Source organism: Pontibacter sp. HSC-36F09 (genome assembly GCF_024171605.1).
GTDB lineage: Bacteria > Bacteroidota > Bacteroidia > Cytophagales > Hymenobacteraceae > Pontibacter.
This window is the reverse complement of sequence record NZ_JALKAA010000005.1, coordinates 300,835-316,724: the sequence shown is the minus strand read 5'-3', so window position 1 is coordinate 316,724 and position 15,890 is coordinate 300,835. Positions and strand designations below refer to the sequence as shown.

Genomic DNA, 15,890 nt, shown 5'->3' with positions numbered 1-15,890 from the left:
TGCTATCGGCAACAGGGCCGGTAGCATCCTTTTTTCGTTTAAGGCCGCCTGATGCAAGTATAATTATAACCCACAGGGCCAATTTTGCATACACTAATAGGTATAACAAACATAGCCTATGAAAACCAGAAGCATTTTATTGAAAAGCCGTCCGCAGGGCATGCCTACGGAGGAGAACTTTGAGTTTAGAGAAGAAGAACTTCCCGGCTTGCAAGAGGGACAGCTGCTACTGAAGTCGCTCTACATATCGGTGGACCCCTACATGCGCGGCCGCATGAGTGATGCCAAATCTTATGTGGCGCCCTATAACCTGAACGAGCCCATAGCCGGGGGTGTGGTGGCGGAAGTAGTGGAAAGCCGCAACGAGAGGTATAAGTCAGGTGCCGTTGTGCTGGGCAACCTCCCCTGGCAAACTTACAGCATCTCCGACGGCAAGGGCCTCAATTCGCTGGATCCGGACCTGGCTCCGCTGAGTTACCACCTGGGTATACTGGGCATGCCGGGTATGACGGCCTACTGCGGTCTGCTATTCATCGGAGAGCCGAAGGAAGGAGAGACGGTTGTGGTGTCCGGCGCGGCGGGGGCGGTGGGTACCGTGGTCGGGCAGATCGCCAAACTGAAAGGCTGCCGCGTGGTAGGTATAGCCGGCTCTGACGATAAGACAGCGTATCTCAAAAACGAGCTTGGCTTTGACGAGGCCATCAACTACAAAACCACTTCCAACATGCGCGAGGCGCTGGCAACAGCCTGTCCTGATGGGGTGGACGTTTACTTCGACAATGTGGGTGGGGAGATTTCGGACGCTGTGTATAGCCTGTTAAACAAATTCGCCCGCATTGCGGTTTGCGGACAGATCGCGCTGTACAATGCCACCTCAGTACCGACTGGCCCACGGGTGGAGCCTGTCCTGCTCAAAAAGAGCGCCCTGATGAAAGGCTTTATCGTAAGCGACTATGCCGCCCGCTTTCCGGAAGCAGCAACTGAAATGGTAAGCTGGGTAAAGGCTGGTAAACTGCAGTACGAAGAGCACATTGTAGAAGGCTTTGATCAACTGCCACAGGCCTTCTTTGGGTTGTTCAGAGGCGAAAACACGGGCAAGCTACTTGTGAAAGAGGCAGATTATAACACCAATTAATTAGCAGAATTTAATTTATGAACAATTTCACTTTTTATAACCCCGTTAAGATCCTGTTCGGAAAGGGGCAGATCGCAGCCCTGGCTACTGAAGTACCGGCTAATGCAAGCGTGCTGATGGCTTATGGCGGCGGGAGTATTAAGAAAAACGGCGTATACGAACAGGTTATGGCCGCTTTAAAAGGGTATGAGGTGGTAGAGTTTGGCGGCATAGAGGCCAACCCGCGCTACGAAACTCTGATGAGGGCAGTAGACCTGGCAAAACAGGAGCAAGTGGATTACATCTTGGCCGTAGGCGGCGGCTCTGTCATCGACGGGGTTAAATTCATCGCAGCGGCTATACCTTTCGAAGGTGGCGATCCCTGGAAAATATGTTCCGAGAAAGTGCCCGTGACCAAAGCCATTCCTTTTGGAGCCGTGCTGACCTTGCCGGCCACAGGTTCTGAGATGAACTCCGGTTCTGTGATCACGCGGGAAGAAACCAGACAGAAACTTTCGTTCGGCTCGCCGCTTACGTTTCCTAAGTTTTCCATCCTTGATCCGGAGACTACTTTCTCGCTGCCTCTGCGCCAACTCAGTAATGGTGTGGTAGATGCCTTCACACATGTGCTGGAGCAGTACCTGACCTATCCGGTTAATGCGCCGCTGCAGGACCGTCTGGCGGAATCCATTTTGATCACGCTGAAGGAGGAGGGGCCGAAAGCGCTGCAAAACCCAACTGATTACGACACGGCTGCCAACATCATGTGGTGCGCGACTATGGCGCTAAACGGAGTGATCCGGGTAGGTGTCCCGACTGATTGGGCCACGCACATGATCGGTCACGAACTGACTGCCCTGCACGGCATCGACCATGCGCGCACCCTGGCCATTGTGTTACCGTCGTTGCTGCGCTACAAGCGCGATACGAAAAGAGAAAAGTTGCTGCAGTATGGTGAGCGGGTATGGGGCATCAGGCAGGGTAGTGAGGACGAGCGCATCGAAGCCACAGTGCAGGCCACCGTCGATTTCTTTGAGTCGCTGGGTATCCGTACCAGACTCAAGGACTACGAGGTAGACAAAAGCACAATCCAGCAAATTGTGAAACGTTTTGAAGAGCGCGGCGTGAAGAATCTGGGAGAGCGGGCCGATATTCAGGTGCCAGATGTAGAGCAGATTCTCACCATGAGCCTGTAGCAGGTATAGGTATACAGTCTGAAAAGAAAGAGCGCCTCTGTTTTTGCAGAGGCGCTCTTTTGGTTTTATAGCAATGCAAACAGGCTTAGGCAGCGATTTGCGGGCTTTTTGCTTGTTCCGCTTCCTCAAAAGACTTAGCCTTTTCAAAAAGCGAGTCGAGGCGGAGGAGGCGGAACAGGCGCTCGGTGGTAGCATTCATGTCGCAGAGCACCACCTTTACATCGTGTTTCCGGATCTTGAGCAGTTCGCTTACAAAAGAGCAGATGCTGCTATTGGTCAGGTGCAGGCGGCCTACGTGCGAGCAGTCGATCCAGAGTTCTTTCTTATGATCCGTTGGCGCTTCAGCAATTTTCTGGCGGATTTGATCAAGCGCCTGTTCTTTCACAAGGCCCTTTACAAAGAAGATATGACGATTATGGTGCGAGGTGTGGTTGGTTATTTCCATGGCGACGTCCCTTAAAAAGATTTAAAAAATAAAGGAGGGTGCTTTAATAGCGGGAAAGTCCTTTATTAAATTCCATAAAATTTAAAACAAGCTACTGGGTGATTATTGTATTTTTAAAGTACGAGGTAATTGGTATATAGTTATTTTGTTTTCAATTAAATTAGCTAAACAGTCAGAGAGCTATTTTTTTATTGGACTAAAGCTTACGATTACTTATAAAGGAATGTAGCTGTAATAGGATTCATCCTGTGCGCCTTTGTTCTGGTGGATTATTGTTAAAATGAAAAAATAGTGTGGTGTGTTGTTGCAGGTTGCTAAGAAATGTACCTGAACATGCGTAACTAATGCTGAAAGGGCTTTTGGCAATCAGGCATAAGAATATACTATTTTTAGTATATTGATAGGGAATTGACCCCACCGCTATGCTAAAACAACTACTGCTGCTTGCCTGTATTTTCTTGTGTTCCGTGCCTGCCTTCGCGCAGGGGCGTCTGGCTAACTCTCAGCTGCGCAGTCCTTATACCTATATCTATAAAATTACCGACGAGCAGGCCCTCAGTATTTATGAAAAGGGGCCGGATGTGGTGAAAAACAACTTCTTCCACACCGTCATCGATTCATTTGCGATCGGGAAGTCCTACACAAAGCCGCTGCCTCACGGTCACTACCTCTACATGCACGCCCAAGGTCCCGATCTGATTTACTGGCTCGAGACAAAGAGCCCACTGCAGGCGAAGCTCCTGCATCTGCAACCGGAACTTGCCCTGCTGGTGCACGACAGTCTGGGACAGCTGGTAACGAATGCAACAGTAATGGCCGGTAAAAAGCGCGTGCCCTTCGATAGCAAAACAAACACTTACCGGCTGAAGAAAGGACCCAAGAAGGGAATTATTAGCGTAAGCCACCAGGACCATACCTTTTATGAAGAACTCGCGCAGCAGCAGCATCAGTATCATTACAAACCAAAGTGGTGGCAACGACTGATCAACACCTGGCCGATCCGCTATACTTGGCAGCCCTTTCGGGATGTGTACAGAACCATTCAATGGGGGCATCCGGAAGGCTGGATCCGCAGTGTGGCTGCTATTTTTGACGAAGACTATCGTCGCGAGAAACCTGAAAAATACAAAGGCTACCTGGTCACCAATAAGCCACTATATCTACCCGGTGATACGGTCAGGTATAAGGCGTATGTGGTGAACAGGAATGGCAAGCCGGTACCGTACGAGGCGCAGCTGATACTGTATGGTTATGATAGCAAGCGAAAAAAACTGGGGGAGCTCAAGCCTTACCGCAAAAGAGCATACGAAGGTTGGTTTGTGTTGCACGACAGCCTGAACCTGCGGCTGGATGCCACCTATAACTTATTGCTGGAAAGAACCAATAAGCGGGAGGATGTGCTGGTACGCCACTCGTTCACCTACGAAGACTATGAGCTAAAGGAAAACAAGTATACCCTGCGACTGGCGCACGAGGAGCACCAGGCTGGTGTGGAGAACCAGGTACACGTGCGCGGCACCGACGCCAACGGACTCAATCTGCTCGACGCCCGGGTGGAAGTTGTGGTGCTTACCCGGCAGGTGTTCGGGTCGCGGGAGCAGCAGGTGTTCGTGCCCGACACGCTTTGGAAGTACAGTCTGCCGCTGGAAGCTACCGGCGAAACAAGCATTTCCATACCTGCCACTTCTTTCCCGAAAGCCTCCTTGCGCTATCAGGTGAGGGCTGATTTTCTGAACAGCAGCAACGAACGCAGTTTCCAGTCCGCTGAGGCCAGCTATACCTATACCCCGGGGCAGCTGAAACTCTCGCTCTCGCAGGATAGTCTGCTGGCTAAGTATCTGGAAGGGGACAAGCCCGTGTCGCAAAAGGCGCAGCTGATTGCCGTAGACGCAAAAGACAACAAAGTGCTGGAGCAGCAGGTGCAGTTGCCTTACCTTTTGCCTGTGAACCCCTATGTGCGACGTTACATTCTGCAGACTCCGGAGCAGGAGGCATCACTTGCCCTCAATACCGAAAATGCACAGCTACAGGCCTATACCGACCGAAGCAAGGACTCGCTTTACTTTGTGCTCGACAATCCGCGCAAGCTGCCTTACTGGTATTTTGTGTATCGGGGAGATAAGCTGGTGGAGCAGGGCAAAGGGCAGGAGCGGGAACTGCGCTATACCCGCGCACTCCGAAGCAACGATCCTTATTTTGTGACGTTGCGCTACATGTGGGGCGGTGAGATCCGTTCAGATGAAAAAGTGGCTCCGCACCGCAGGTATACCCTGAACCTGGAAGTGGAAGCGCCACAGGTTGTCTACCCGGGCCAGCAGAGCGACCTGACCGTGACCGTGCGTGATGCCAAAGGCAAGCCAGTACCCAACGCTGACCTCACTGCCTATGCCATCACCTCCAAATTCACGGCGCAGGGTGTGCCCACACTGCCGTCATGGGACAGGTATAAAGGGCGCAAATCATACCAGAAACTGAAGCTTAACAACGAGGCCAAAGCTACCTCGCAGCTGATGGACTGGCAGGTATGGAGCCGCCGCATGGGGCTGGACAGCATAGCCTACTACAATTTCCTATACCCGAAGCAGGGCATTTTTAAAGAATACAGCCTTTCCCGCGACAGCCTCACGCAATTCTCGCCTTTTGTAGTGGACTCCGGCCGTGTGGTCCCGGTGCATGTGGTATACCTGGATCGGGTGCCGGTGTATTTCTCCGGGACGGACGTGATGCCCGCCTATTCCTTTGCGGCTGATAGTGGCTATCATACCATCATGATGCGCACGGCCGACAAGCTGATCAAACTGGACAGCATATACCTGCGACCTTATCACAAACTGGTGCTGAGTGCCGACATTACAAAGTCTGATATACCCTATGCGGCAAAAGCTGAAAAAGAACATGCGCTCTCAACCCGGGAGCGCAACAACCTGCACGGCTACCTGCTGCAGGTGGAGGAAAACTTCGGCAGCGATCTGGCTTACCTGAAGCAGGGCCGCCGGGTGTTGCGCATTCAGGACAACCCTGCCCGGAACAACCATTATTACTCGTCTACAAAGTCCCTGCTGGCGGGGCCGTTCTCTCCCGGATTTTTGCAGTTTACAAGGTATAACCGCTTCAACACCACCTTCGACATGGAGCCGGGCTATACCTATACCTTTGAGCGGGAGCTGCTCAAAATGCGTGAGCGTCAGCTCCTGCCCGAGCATGTTCATCTTGGCAACTGGAACAAGAAGGAGCGCAATGCGGTGCCACTTTATGATAAAGCCTCAACTGAACAACAACTGCAGCAGGAGTGGGAGGATTTGAACCGGGAATTCTGGTTACAGAAAGCCTTGGGTAATAATCCGCGCTACGACGACTACCTCCCCAAAGGCCGTGCAGGCTGGCGACTTGACAGCGCCTTTACACAAAGGCCTACCATTGCCCTACTGCACAAGGCCGGTCAACCCGACTCCGCGCGCCTCTACAGCGGCAACACACTGCTGGTGTCAGGTATACCGGTTGGCAAATACCAGCTAACACTACTGTTCCCGGACAGCAGCTACGTTACTACCGACCTGCAGGTGCAGGCAAACGGACAGGTGCAGCTATACCTGACACCAGCCGCTCAGAAACATGCCGACAGGTATAGCCAGACGCTGCAGCAGTTGATCAACAGAAGAATCAGAGAAGCTCAGCGTAGTGTAAGTATCGAGGTGCAGCAGCAGGTGATCCGGCAGATGCGCAATGACAACTATACCTCTGGTCTGAACGAATACAGTACTACTGTATCAGGTATAGTCGTGGATGCAGGGTCGGGCGAGCCGCTGCCGGGTGTGGCCGTGCTGGTGAAGGGAACACACATTGGAACGGCTACCGATGCGAACGGCTATTACCAGCTTGGTGTGCCCTCTAATGCTGTGCTGGTATTCCGCTTTCTCGGGTTTGCAACCTCCGAAGTTCCTACAGAGGGCAGGAGAGTGGTAGACACCTCTTTGAGTCCGGATATGAAACAACTCTCAGAAGTAGTGGTGGTAGGCTATGGGGCGCAGCGGAAAAGTGAGGTGACTTATGCTAATCAGTTAGCTGGAATTGCTCCGGGAGTCCAAATAGCGCATGATGGAGTCATACGCATCAGAGGTAACGCCTCCATCCAAAGCGCCAGTTCGCCGCTTATTATAGTGAACGGCATGCCTTACAGCGGTGAACTAGCCGACCTGGATCCGGCTTTGGTCGCTTCGATGACGAAGCTGGACGCAGCGGCTGGGATAGCGATTTATGGCTCCGTTGCGGCGGGTGGTGTGATCATCATCGGTGGCAAAACTGGTCCCGGAGGGCTCACCGCAGAGTTGCCGGTAGATGAGGCAGGTGCCATCCGCGAGAACTTCTCGGACTTCGCCTTCTGGCAGCCACGCCTGCTCACCGACCGCAAAGGCCAGGCAACCTTCCCGGTCACTTTCCCGGGCGATATTACCAGCTGGAACACCTACGTACTAGGCATGGATGGCAGGAAACGCACGGGCATCTACAGCACCAGCATCAAATCCTTTAAAGCAGTGATGGCCACGCTGGCGATGCCGCGCTTTTTGGTGGAGGGCGACAAAACGCAGGTTATCGGCAAGGCGCTCAATTACCTGCCGGATTCCGCCAACGTCAGCACCCGCTTCGAAGTGGCAGGCAAGCAGGTACGTGAAAGCCAGATTTTGCTCAAGCGCGCCTATACTGATACCCTCACTTTTACGGCTCCGTCTGTGGCTCCTGACTCAGTGGAAGTGCTCTTTGCCTTGCGGTCAGCTGAAGGTATGGCCGACGGCGAGCGACGCCACATCCGGGTATACCCGAAAGGCACCGAAGAAACTACCGGCCACTTTCTGGCTTTGCACGCTGACACGACTTTGACGCTGGACTTCGACCCGGCCAAAGGCCCTGTGAAGCTGCATGCAAAAGGCAATTTGCTGGAGGTGATGCTCGAGGAAATCGACTACCTGCATAAATATGAATACTGGTGCAGCGAGCAGGCAGCCTCCAAACTCAAGGCGCTACTGCTGGAGAAACGCATACGGGAGCAGCTAGGCGAAAAATTCACACACGAACGTATGGTTCGCCGGTTGGTACGTCATCTCGAAAAGACACAGTTGCCGGAAGGCGCCTGGACCTGGTGGCAGTCTGGTCCGGCCTATACCTGGATCACGAGTCACGTAGTAGAAGCGCTGTCGCTGGCCAAAGCGGAAGGTTACGCACCGAAATACGACGAGCAGAAGCTGCAGGATTTTATGGTCTACCGGCTGGAACAGGCCCGCTTCACGGACAAACTGCTGATGCTCGAAACGCTACACAAACTACAAGCCAGGGTTGACTACAATCGCTACGTGCAAGAGCTCTCGAAGCGGGAGGGCTTATCTTTAGAAGAACAGCTGCGCCTCACGCGCATGCGGCAGTTGCTCAAACTGGAGGCCCCGCTCGATACGTTGCAGAAATATAAGAAAGTAACCACGCTCGGGGGGCTGCACTGGGGCGAGAACAGGTATAGCCTCTTTAATAACCACATTTCCAATACCCTGCTGGCCTATGACATTCTGAAAGCAGCTGGTGGTCACGGGCAGGAACTGGCCAGTATCCGCGCCTATTTATTGAGCGAGCGCCGCAACGGTCACTGGCGCAATACTTATGAGTCGGCCCGCATACTGGAAACGCTACTGCCTGACCTGCTTAATAAGAAAGAAGGCGATCAGCCACTCCAAAACACCCTGCAATTGACGGGGCCCTTGCGATTGGAAGCAAGTAAATTTCCGGTAGATACCACGTTTCTGCCGGGCCAGCCGCTGGTCATCCATAAAACCGGTAAGTTGCCGCTATACCTGACTGCCTACCAGACTCACTGGAACGCCAGCCCGGAGCCGGTACAGAAAGATTTTATCGTGACAACCTCCTTTAAAGGTATAGTAGACCAAGCCGTTTTAACAGCTGGCAAGCCAATTGAACTGGTAATAGAAGTAGAGGCCAAAACCGATGCCGACTATGTGCTGATTGAAGTGCCTATACCTGCCGGCTGCTCTTACGACGAGAAAACAGGCAGGGGTGCTTACGAGGTTCACCGGGAATATTTCCGGCACAAAGTCGGCATTTTCGCTGACCGTCTGCCTAAAGGCAGGCATACCTATACCATTAAACTATTGCCGCGCTACAGCGGCGTGTACACAGTAAATCCTGCTAAGGCAGAACTGATGTATTTTCCGGTGTATTATGGCCGCACCGGGCTGAAGGATGTGAGAATCAGATAAGTTAAATAAATGCGCTGCAATGGCTTGTTTTTTTTCGGGATAAGGCAGGTTTTGATTTGGTCCTTTCGGAATACAAGTAGCTAGTTATGAAGATCTTATCATTTATAAATGCTTTATTCAGGCCCCGAAAAAGCCATTTTGTTGTACTGTTAATATATTGTTAAATATTTTTACAACAATTATTGTGATTTAAAAGAATGTCGCCTAAATTGCACTATGCTGTTTAAATATAAACACATATATAATTCTATCCTGACATAAAAAACACACAACCTGATTTGAACTAAAATGTGTACTTTTCGGCTTTATACCCTGAATGCTACACTTCTTGGGAAGAATCAAAAACCAACATTTAACTTTTAGCCAATGTTAGATATCATCAATTTTATTGCGCTTGCCGGCATCTTTAATATCTGTTTTTTCTGGTATGCATCTACCAAAATGAAGACAAAGCCTGATCCGGTTAAGACGCTTGTTGTGTCTTTTGTATTCTCTATCCCACTTAGCTTTTTGTTGATTGCCGTTTACACAACCATGCTGCTTTATGCGGCGAAGATCGGCGCCAGCGAAGACGCCATGTGGGAATACATGGAGCAGGAAGAATTGCAGTAACACCTACAGGTATAGCAACAGCTAACCTGTTCTCTTAAACGCATCGCGGGCACTTGTCAGAAACAGGTGCCCGCGATGCATTTGTAGCTTATAGGTTTTTCTGACTTCGATTCCCGGCAAAATGAAGGAAGTTATGATAAAAAAGAGAAACACTACACAGGTAGATTGCTGTCTCGTTAAGCAAAATTGAGAAAAGCGGAAACCTATTAAGGTATAGACTACAGGCCTCCCGCTTAAAGCTTAACTCAAAATCCGTAACTCGTCACGCTTGATGAGCGGAGAGCCTGCATAGCGGTCTTCACGTGGGCCATTCTCCAATTTCAGCACACCACGCGGACAAACGTGTGCGCAAATGCCGCAGCCCACACACGAAGCCCGGATGATCGGCTCACCCTGCTGCGCATACCAGCGCACATCGATGCCCATTTCGCAGTAAGTAGAACAGTTGCCGCAGGAGATGCACTGTCCGCCATTGGTGCTGATGCGAAAGCGGGAGAAATGCTTTTGCAGCAAACCCAGGTATGCCGCCATCGGACAGCCAAAACGGCACCACACCCGGTTGCCCATCAGCGGGTAGAAGCCCACGCCAACTACGCCAGAGAACATCGCCCCGATAAAAAAGCCATACGTACTGGCAAAGCCTCCGGACAAATCACCCAGCAAACGGCCTTCGCTCCACGAGTTGATCCAGAGAAAAAGCGTTGTAAGAATGACAAATCCCAGGATCGGGTAGATGATGGCCACTTCCCAGCGCCAGGCTTTGCGGCTCTTGTCGGAGAGGTGCCTGTAGGGATCGCCGGCAGTTTCGGCTAGTCCGCCGCAGCCGCATACCCAGGAGCAGTACCAGCGCTTGCCATAGAAATAAGTGAGCACCGGCGTAGCCAGAAAAGAGAAAATGGCTCCCCAGAACACCATAAATACGCCCAACGCGGCGCCGTCGCGCACCAGATAGTCTATGGTGCCCGGGAAAAGATAATCGTACTTGAGTGGCCAGAAGTAACTGAAGTAGTATTCTGGTTTGTTAAGCATGAGCAGCAGGCCCGGCAGCAGAAAGGCAAAACCCAACTGGAAAAACATGACCGAGATGGTCCGAATGATGTGGTAGCGGCTGTTGCGGTACTTGAGCAGGGCGTATACCCCCATAACGAGAATGGCCAGGGTATAGAAAGTGCCATACAGGAACCACTGATCGCTTGGTCTGCCGCGTAGCCACTGACTCAGGGGCTCCGTGGCCTGAATCAATCCTTGCAATGTGTCCGGGAACCAGTAGAGCAGCACGTAAAAACCGGTGAGCACAAAGCCAATGACCCAGGCCGAAGGCCCTCGGGAGGTGGCCTCCTGTTGCCAGCGTCCGTGGTTTTGCTCGGCAGGTGATTTGTACCACCTGCTTTGCCAGATGTAAAGCAAAGCGCCAATCGTTAAGACAAGCGTACCACCCAGTCCGGTGAGAACAGGGGAGATATAATTAGCGCCTACGGCAGCCACGAGTATACCCAATAGCCCGATACTGATAAGCAGCAGACTCACCATCTTAAGCACATTTTGTGAAGTGTTGGAAGTCGTGGAGGCAGTTTCGGAAATGACGGCAGTTTGCATCAGTATGGTCGGTAATTAACAGGAAGTAGAATCAGAAAACAGCCCGAAGCGCTTGCGCAGCTCCCACCAGTTGCTGTGTTTAACTGGCGGTTGCCGGTCCGGGAAGCGGGTATAGTACTGGTGAAGAAGCTCTTCTTCGTAGCGCTGGAAAAACTCGGGATCGAAGTTGACGGCTGGCAGCTCCTGCAAGGCCGCGTGTAAGGTATAGCCTTGCTGCAACCAGTGGTGACACAAGTCGTGGCGGTAGCGGATGCCAAGTAGATTTATACCTAACAGCTTGTCTGTCCCCTTTTCGTAGAGGAAGCGGATTGCCTTTGTCGCCTCTTTATTCTGCCAGTAAAGTGATTCCTGCTGCTCCGTGAATTGCGCGGGAACGGTGCCATAAGTCTGATATTCAATATCGAAGAACTTGGCTGAGTTGAACCAGGGACCCCGTTGGTAAGCCTTACGATTACCGAGCAGGGTAGAAGCCAGCGCCTCGGCGTGCAGCCGACCGGTATACCAGAGTTGCTCCATCATCGGCTGGCCCGGCGCCGGATTTCGGAACTGGGTGCAGTCGCTGAGAGCGTATACATTGGGTTGGTTAGTTTCGAAAAACTCGTTTACCAGGATGCCCCGGTCGATGTCTATACCTGAACCTTTTAGGAAATCCACGTTCGGCTTCACGCCGGTGGTGATGCCCACAAACTGGCAGGACAACTCTTTGCCGGCGCGCGTCCGTATACCGCGCACCCTACCTGCGTCATCAGCCAAAATCTCCTGCAGTTCTTCCTGTAACAACAGTTCGATGCCGTGTTGTCGGATGTGGTCAGTCACGAGTTGGGCCTCTTGCTGGGGCAGCACGTTGTGCCAGTACAGCTTGTCTCGGATTAGCATGGTCACGACTATGCCACGACTCCGGAGCATCTCAGCCATCTCCACACCGATCAATCCTCCACCTACGATCACTGCCTGTGCTATACCTGCGGTGTTGGTTTCCATCATCTCCAGATCCTGCAGCGAGACAAGGCCCTGCACACCTTTCAGTGCTTGACCGGGCCAGTCGTAATAGGCGGCGCTAGATCCGGTAGCCAGCACCAGTTTATCGTAGGGCAGAGGAGCGCCATCACGCAACACCAGCTTTTTGTCGCTCGTATCCACCCGTTCCACAAAGTCATGCACCAGCTCGATCTGCTGTTCCTGCCAGTACCAGTCGGCATAGGGCACGATGTCCTGAAAGCGCATATGGCCCATATACACGTACATGAGGGCTGTGCGGGAAAAATGCAACGGCGACTCTGCCGACACCATCGTAATGCGGCAGTCGCTCCCTTGCCGCACGCGCTGCGCCAAAGTAACGCCCGCAATGCCGTTGCCGATAATGACTAAGTGCTCCTGTGAGTTGATCTTCTCCATTGAAAAAGCCTGTACCGAGTAAACGGCTATACCTGTTATACTTTACTGTGGCAAACAAGGTATAGCCAAATATACGAAATAAGGGCAGGCATAAAAAAGAAGGCCGGGTCATCCCCAGCCTTCCTCTTTGCAAATCCATTTAAATGTTAGCGGCTGCCAGCACTGCTGCCGACATCCTGTCCGCCGTCTTCCACACTTTTACCGCCCTGACGTCCGCCGCTGCGGGGCTCGTTGCCCATACTGCGACCGGCCTGGTCACTCTCCTCTGAACGGGAGATTTGCTCCGAGGAATCCTTTCTGGCAGTAGGGTGAATGTTCGGTACTTTGTTTCCCTCGTTTATTTTGCTTTTGTTTTGATCTTTGTTCTGGTCTTTATTCTTATCTGCGTTCATCTTTTAGCTGTTTTAGTTGTCTTAAGTTTTACTCTGTATTAGCTTCAGGGTTATGGCTATACCTTAATAGCGGTCATAATCCGGATTGGAAGCGGTGTTATCCGGTGGACCATAGCGGCGTGGCTGCCGCTGCTCGTAGCTGCCCTGGCGTTGGCGCAACTCACCGGTCAGGGGATTGTAACGACGGTTATAGTCCGGATCGGAGTTGTAGCCGCCGTCGTAGCCGTAGCTCAGGGAGCCGGCCATGTTGCCATAGTTCTCGCCAGGATGATGCTGGAAATGGTCAGGACGGTAGTCGGCGTCGAAGTTGCTGGAATGGTGGCTGTAATAATCACCGTTCTGCTGATCGCTACCACGCATACGCCCGCTGCTGTAGTCTGATCGGCTGTCGCGCATACCTGCGCTGCCACCATAGCGTCCACCAAAGTCATTTTCAATTCCTTGTCGTGAACTTCCACCGCGGTAGCTTTGCTGGTACTGGCGCTCGGTATAGCCATCGTTGTCCTGCAGGTTGCGGCTGCGGCGGTATACGTAGTCACCTCCGTGGTTATCGTGGTTGCGGTCTCTCTCACCCAGGTCGCCATGGCGGGAGCGGTTGTAGGTGGTGTAGTGACTGTCTTCGTCTAAGCGGTAGGCGCCCCTGTACTGCGATTCGTCTAATCGACGGTTGTCGTGTGTGCGATCATCGCGTCGGTCCTGCCAGTTATTATGTCTGTCCATAGTTTTATCTTGATTGGTACACCCTCTATTAACGCACAATCCGGTTGGGAGTTTAGTACTTGTCATTAACCCAAAGCGGGGGCATGCCCGTAAACAGTAGCTGAATTATGTAGGAACTAAAACACAACGCTATGAGAAACAACCGAGAAGAAAACCGTGAAAATCGTAACGTAGAGCCACGCTGGGCGCACAGCCACCACCATGGCGAGAACTCAGACCGCGGCAACTACACCGTGGATTCGCGCTTCAACAGCGGCTACGGTGCGCAGGAAGACGACTACTATGACACCAGATCTTTCAACACCAACATTGACCACGAATACGGCTCAAGGCAGGGACGCTTTCAGCCGGGCGGGGCTCAATACAGCGGCGAAGATTATACTTCGAGCAGACGCAGAAGAAACGACAACCCCTATGGCATGAGTTATGTGCCAAACGACGATTACAACTCAGACCGACACTACGATCCGCAGGCCGACTACAGCAACCGCGACTATGACGACCTGCGTCGTCCGGGCAGCTCATGGACACGTACGGGTTTGGGTGATGAACGCTTTGGACATGATGTAGGCCGAGGAGATCGTAATTTCCAGGGCCACTCTTCCATAGGAGACTATGAGTCATATCGTCGCTACGAGTTGGACAACCGGATGTATGACAACGATTACAGCGGTGGTTTTGCCGGACGTAACCACACCGAGGGCCGCGACCACTTTGGTGAGGACAGCCATTACAGCAACCTCGGCCGGTGGGGACAGGAGAGCCGCACGCAGCGCCGCTCTGAAGATCGACACAACCGACACTAATTTGTAAAACCATGCGGCCGCAGGAGAGTGCTCTTCTGCGGCTGTCATTTAAGAGATATAACTATGAGAAACTACAGAGATCAAAATTATAATGATTACAGCCGCCAGTACGAGCAGGAGTATCCGCGCCAGCAGTACTACCGCGAGGAGCGCCACGACTGGGACAGAAGACCAGAAGACGAGGGGGCTGGCCGGCAGTACCGCGCAAGGTATGAGAAGCCACGCATGCCCGAAGGCAACTACCGCGGTGACATGGAGGATTACTACAACACCACCTATGAAACCAACACCTATAGTGGTGTGCCTAGACATGAAGAGTACGGCTTGCCGCACGGTTCCGAAAACGATCTGGGAAGAGTAAGCCGGGGTAATCCGCAATTCTACAACCCCGACAGCTTCGAGAGGACCCGCTACCGCTACAGTTCAGGGTATAATCCGAATTACGACAACCCCGAGGAAGGTGACCTGTACCGCAACTTCGACAGCAGGGGAAACCATGGCTATCGCCACGACGCTTCTTACGGCACGGCCGATGAGTTCCGCGATTTCGGCGATGATCACTATGGCTCGTCTGAGCAAAGTGGCAGGTACTATTAAGAGCGGCCCGGCGAAATGATATTACGCGCTTGTATACTTTTTTTAACTCTTGCGTATAAGTCACTATACATTAGTATTGAATTTCCATCTGAGAAAGGCCACAGCGTAACAGCTGTGGTTTTTTTCATTTCTTACGACATTTTGAAAATTGTATTAAATTAATTTGGATTGATAAGAATTTACGTTTACCATAAACTTATATGCATGTATTAAAATCTTTACTGCTAGGAGCCGCCACGTTAATCGCTATTCTGGGCATCATTTCGATTAGCCTGCCCCGTCAGATCCATTTGCAACGCGATATCATCATTGATGCCCCTGCTGAAGTGGCTTTTGAGCAACTCAGTGATTTGCGTAACTGGCCAAAATGGCTGCCAGGACACCACCTTGACCCAGCTGAGGAGCTTAATGCCGGCCCGGCCATAGGCGCGCGCTACAACTGGAAGAGCCAGCGGAGGAGCATTGGGCAGAGCGTGGTTACGATTGTAGAAGTCGAGCCACCAAGCCGGCTTGTCACCAACCTCGAATTCGAAGAAAACGATAAAGCAAACAGCACCTTTGTATTAGAAGAGACAGAAGAGGGCACGAAACTTACCTGGCATTTTGAACAATACATAGGAGACAACCCAGTCCGGAAGTTTTCGAGTCTGCTGATTGATAGTACTGTAGGAGAGGAGTTTGAGGATGGCCTCAATAATATCAAAAAAGAAGTGGAGTCCAGGTATGCGCTGACCGACAACTAAGCAAGAAACCTACACAC

General features: G+C 52.0%; 12 protein-coding genes. 7 read left to right on the top strand and 5 right to left on the bottom strand.

Annotated features, from left to right (window positions below; all coding sequences use genetic code 11):
* Window positions 1–118 precede the first annotated feature (118 nt).
* Complete coding sequence (locus L1278_RS15875) at window positions 119–1,135, top strand: NADP-dependent oxidoreductase (RefSeq protein ID WP_253405999.1); 1,017 nt, start codon at window positions 119–121, stop codon at window positions 1,133–1,135.
* A 17-nt stretch (window positions 1,136–1,152) separates the two neighbouring features.
* On the top strand, window positions 1,153–2,310 hold the full coding sequence (locus L1278_RS15870) for an iron-containing alcohol dehydrogenase (protein ID WP_253405998.1): 1,158 nt from the start codon (window positions 1,153–1,155) through the stop codon (window positions 2,308–2,310).
* An 85-nt stretch (window positions 2,311–2,395) separates the two neighbouring features.
* Here L1278_RS15870 and L1278_RS15865 read toward each other — a convergent pair whose 3' ends face one another.
* Window positions 2,396–2,755, bottom strand: coding sequence for an STAS domain-containing protein (locus L1278_RS15865; protein ID WP_253405997.1), 360 nt, complete (start codon window positions 2,753–2,755; stop codon window positions 2,396–2,398).
* Window positions 2,756–3,177: 422 nt separating this feature from the next.
* Here L1278_RS15865 and L1278_RS15860 point away from each other — a divergent pair, with 422 nt between their 5' ends.
* Entirely contained in the window at window positions 3,178–9,012 is a 5,835-nt protein-coding gene (locus tag L1278_RS15860) for a carboxypeptidase-like regulatory domain-containing protein (RefSeq protein ID WP_253405996.1), read from the top strand.
* Window positions 9,013–9,378: 366 nt separating this feature from the next.
* Complete coding sequence (locus L1278_RS15855) at window positions 9,379–9,624, top strand: hypothetical protein (protein WP_007652719.1); 246 nt, start codon at window positions 9,379–9,381, stop codon at window positions 9,622–9,624.
* A 240-nt stretch (window positions 9,625–9,864) separates the two neighbouring features.
* Here L1278_RS15855 and L1278_RS15850 read toward each other — a convergent pair whose 3' ends face one another.
* The 4 genes from L1278_RS15850 to L1278_RS15835 all read right to left on the bottom strand — a co-directional run bounded on the left by L1278_RS15850 (window position 9,865) and on the right by L1278_RS15835 (window position 13,727).
* On the bottom strand, window positions 9,865–11,220 hold the full coding sequence (locus L1278_RS15850) for a 4Fe-4S binding protein (protein ID WP_253405995.1): 1,356 nt from the start codon (window positions 11,218–11,220) through the stop codon (window positions 9,865–9,867).
* Window positions 11,221–11,235: 15 nt separating this feature from the next.
* The gene (locus tag L1278_RS15845; protein ID WP_253405994.1) at window positions 11,236–12,615 is read right to left on the bottom strand and encodes an NAD(P)/FAD-dependent oxidoreductase; all 1,380 of its coding nucleotides are present in this window, start codon (window positions 12,613–12,615) and stop codon (window positions 11,236–11,238) included.
* 146 nt (window positions 12,616–12,761) lie between these two features.
* Window positions 12,762–13,007 (bottom strand): hypothetical protein, encoded by a 246-nt coding sequence (locus L1278_RS15840; RefSeq protein ID WP_253405993.1) that lies wholly within the window; start codon window positions 13,005–13,007, stop codon window positions 12,762–12,764.
* A 63-nt stretch (window positions 13,008–13,070) separates the two neighbouring features.
* Entirely contained in the window at window positions 13,071–13,727 is a 657-nt protein-coding gene (locus tag L1278_RS15835) for a hypothetical protein (RefSeq protein ID WP_253405992.1), read from the bottom strand.
* Window positions 13,728–13,858: 131 nt separating this feature from the next.
* Between L1278_RS15835 and L1278_RS15830 the strand changes: the two genes are divergently transcribed.
* The 3 genes from L1278_RS15830 to L1278_RS15820 all read left to right on the top strand — a co-directional run bounded on the left by L1278_RS15830 (window position 13,859) and on the right by L1278_RS15820 (window position 15,873).
* Window positions 13,859–14,533, top strand: coding sequence for a hypothetical protein (locus tag L1278_RS15830; RefSeq protein WP_253405991.1), 675 nt, complete (start codon window positions 13,859–13,861; stop codon window positions 14,531–14,533).
* Between the two features lie 63 nt (window positions 14,534–14,596).
* Window positions 14,597–15,130, top strand: coding sequence for a hypothetical protein (locus L1278_RS15825; protein WP_253405990.1), 534 nt, complete (start codon window positions 14,597–14,599; stop codon window positions 15,128–15,130).
* A gap of 200 nt (window positions 15,131–15,330) precedes the next feature.
* Complete coding sequence (locus tag L1278_RS15820) at window positions 15,331–15,873, top strand: SRPBCC family protein (RefSeq protein ID WP_253405989.1); 543 nt, start codon at window positions 15,331–15,333, stop codon at window positions 15,871–15,873.
* Window positions 15,874–15,890: the final 17 nt, after the last annotated feature.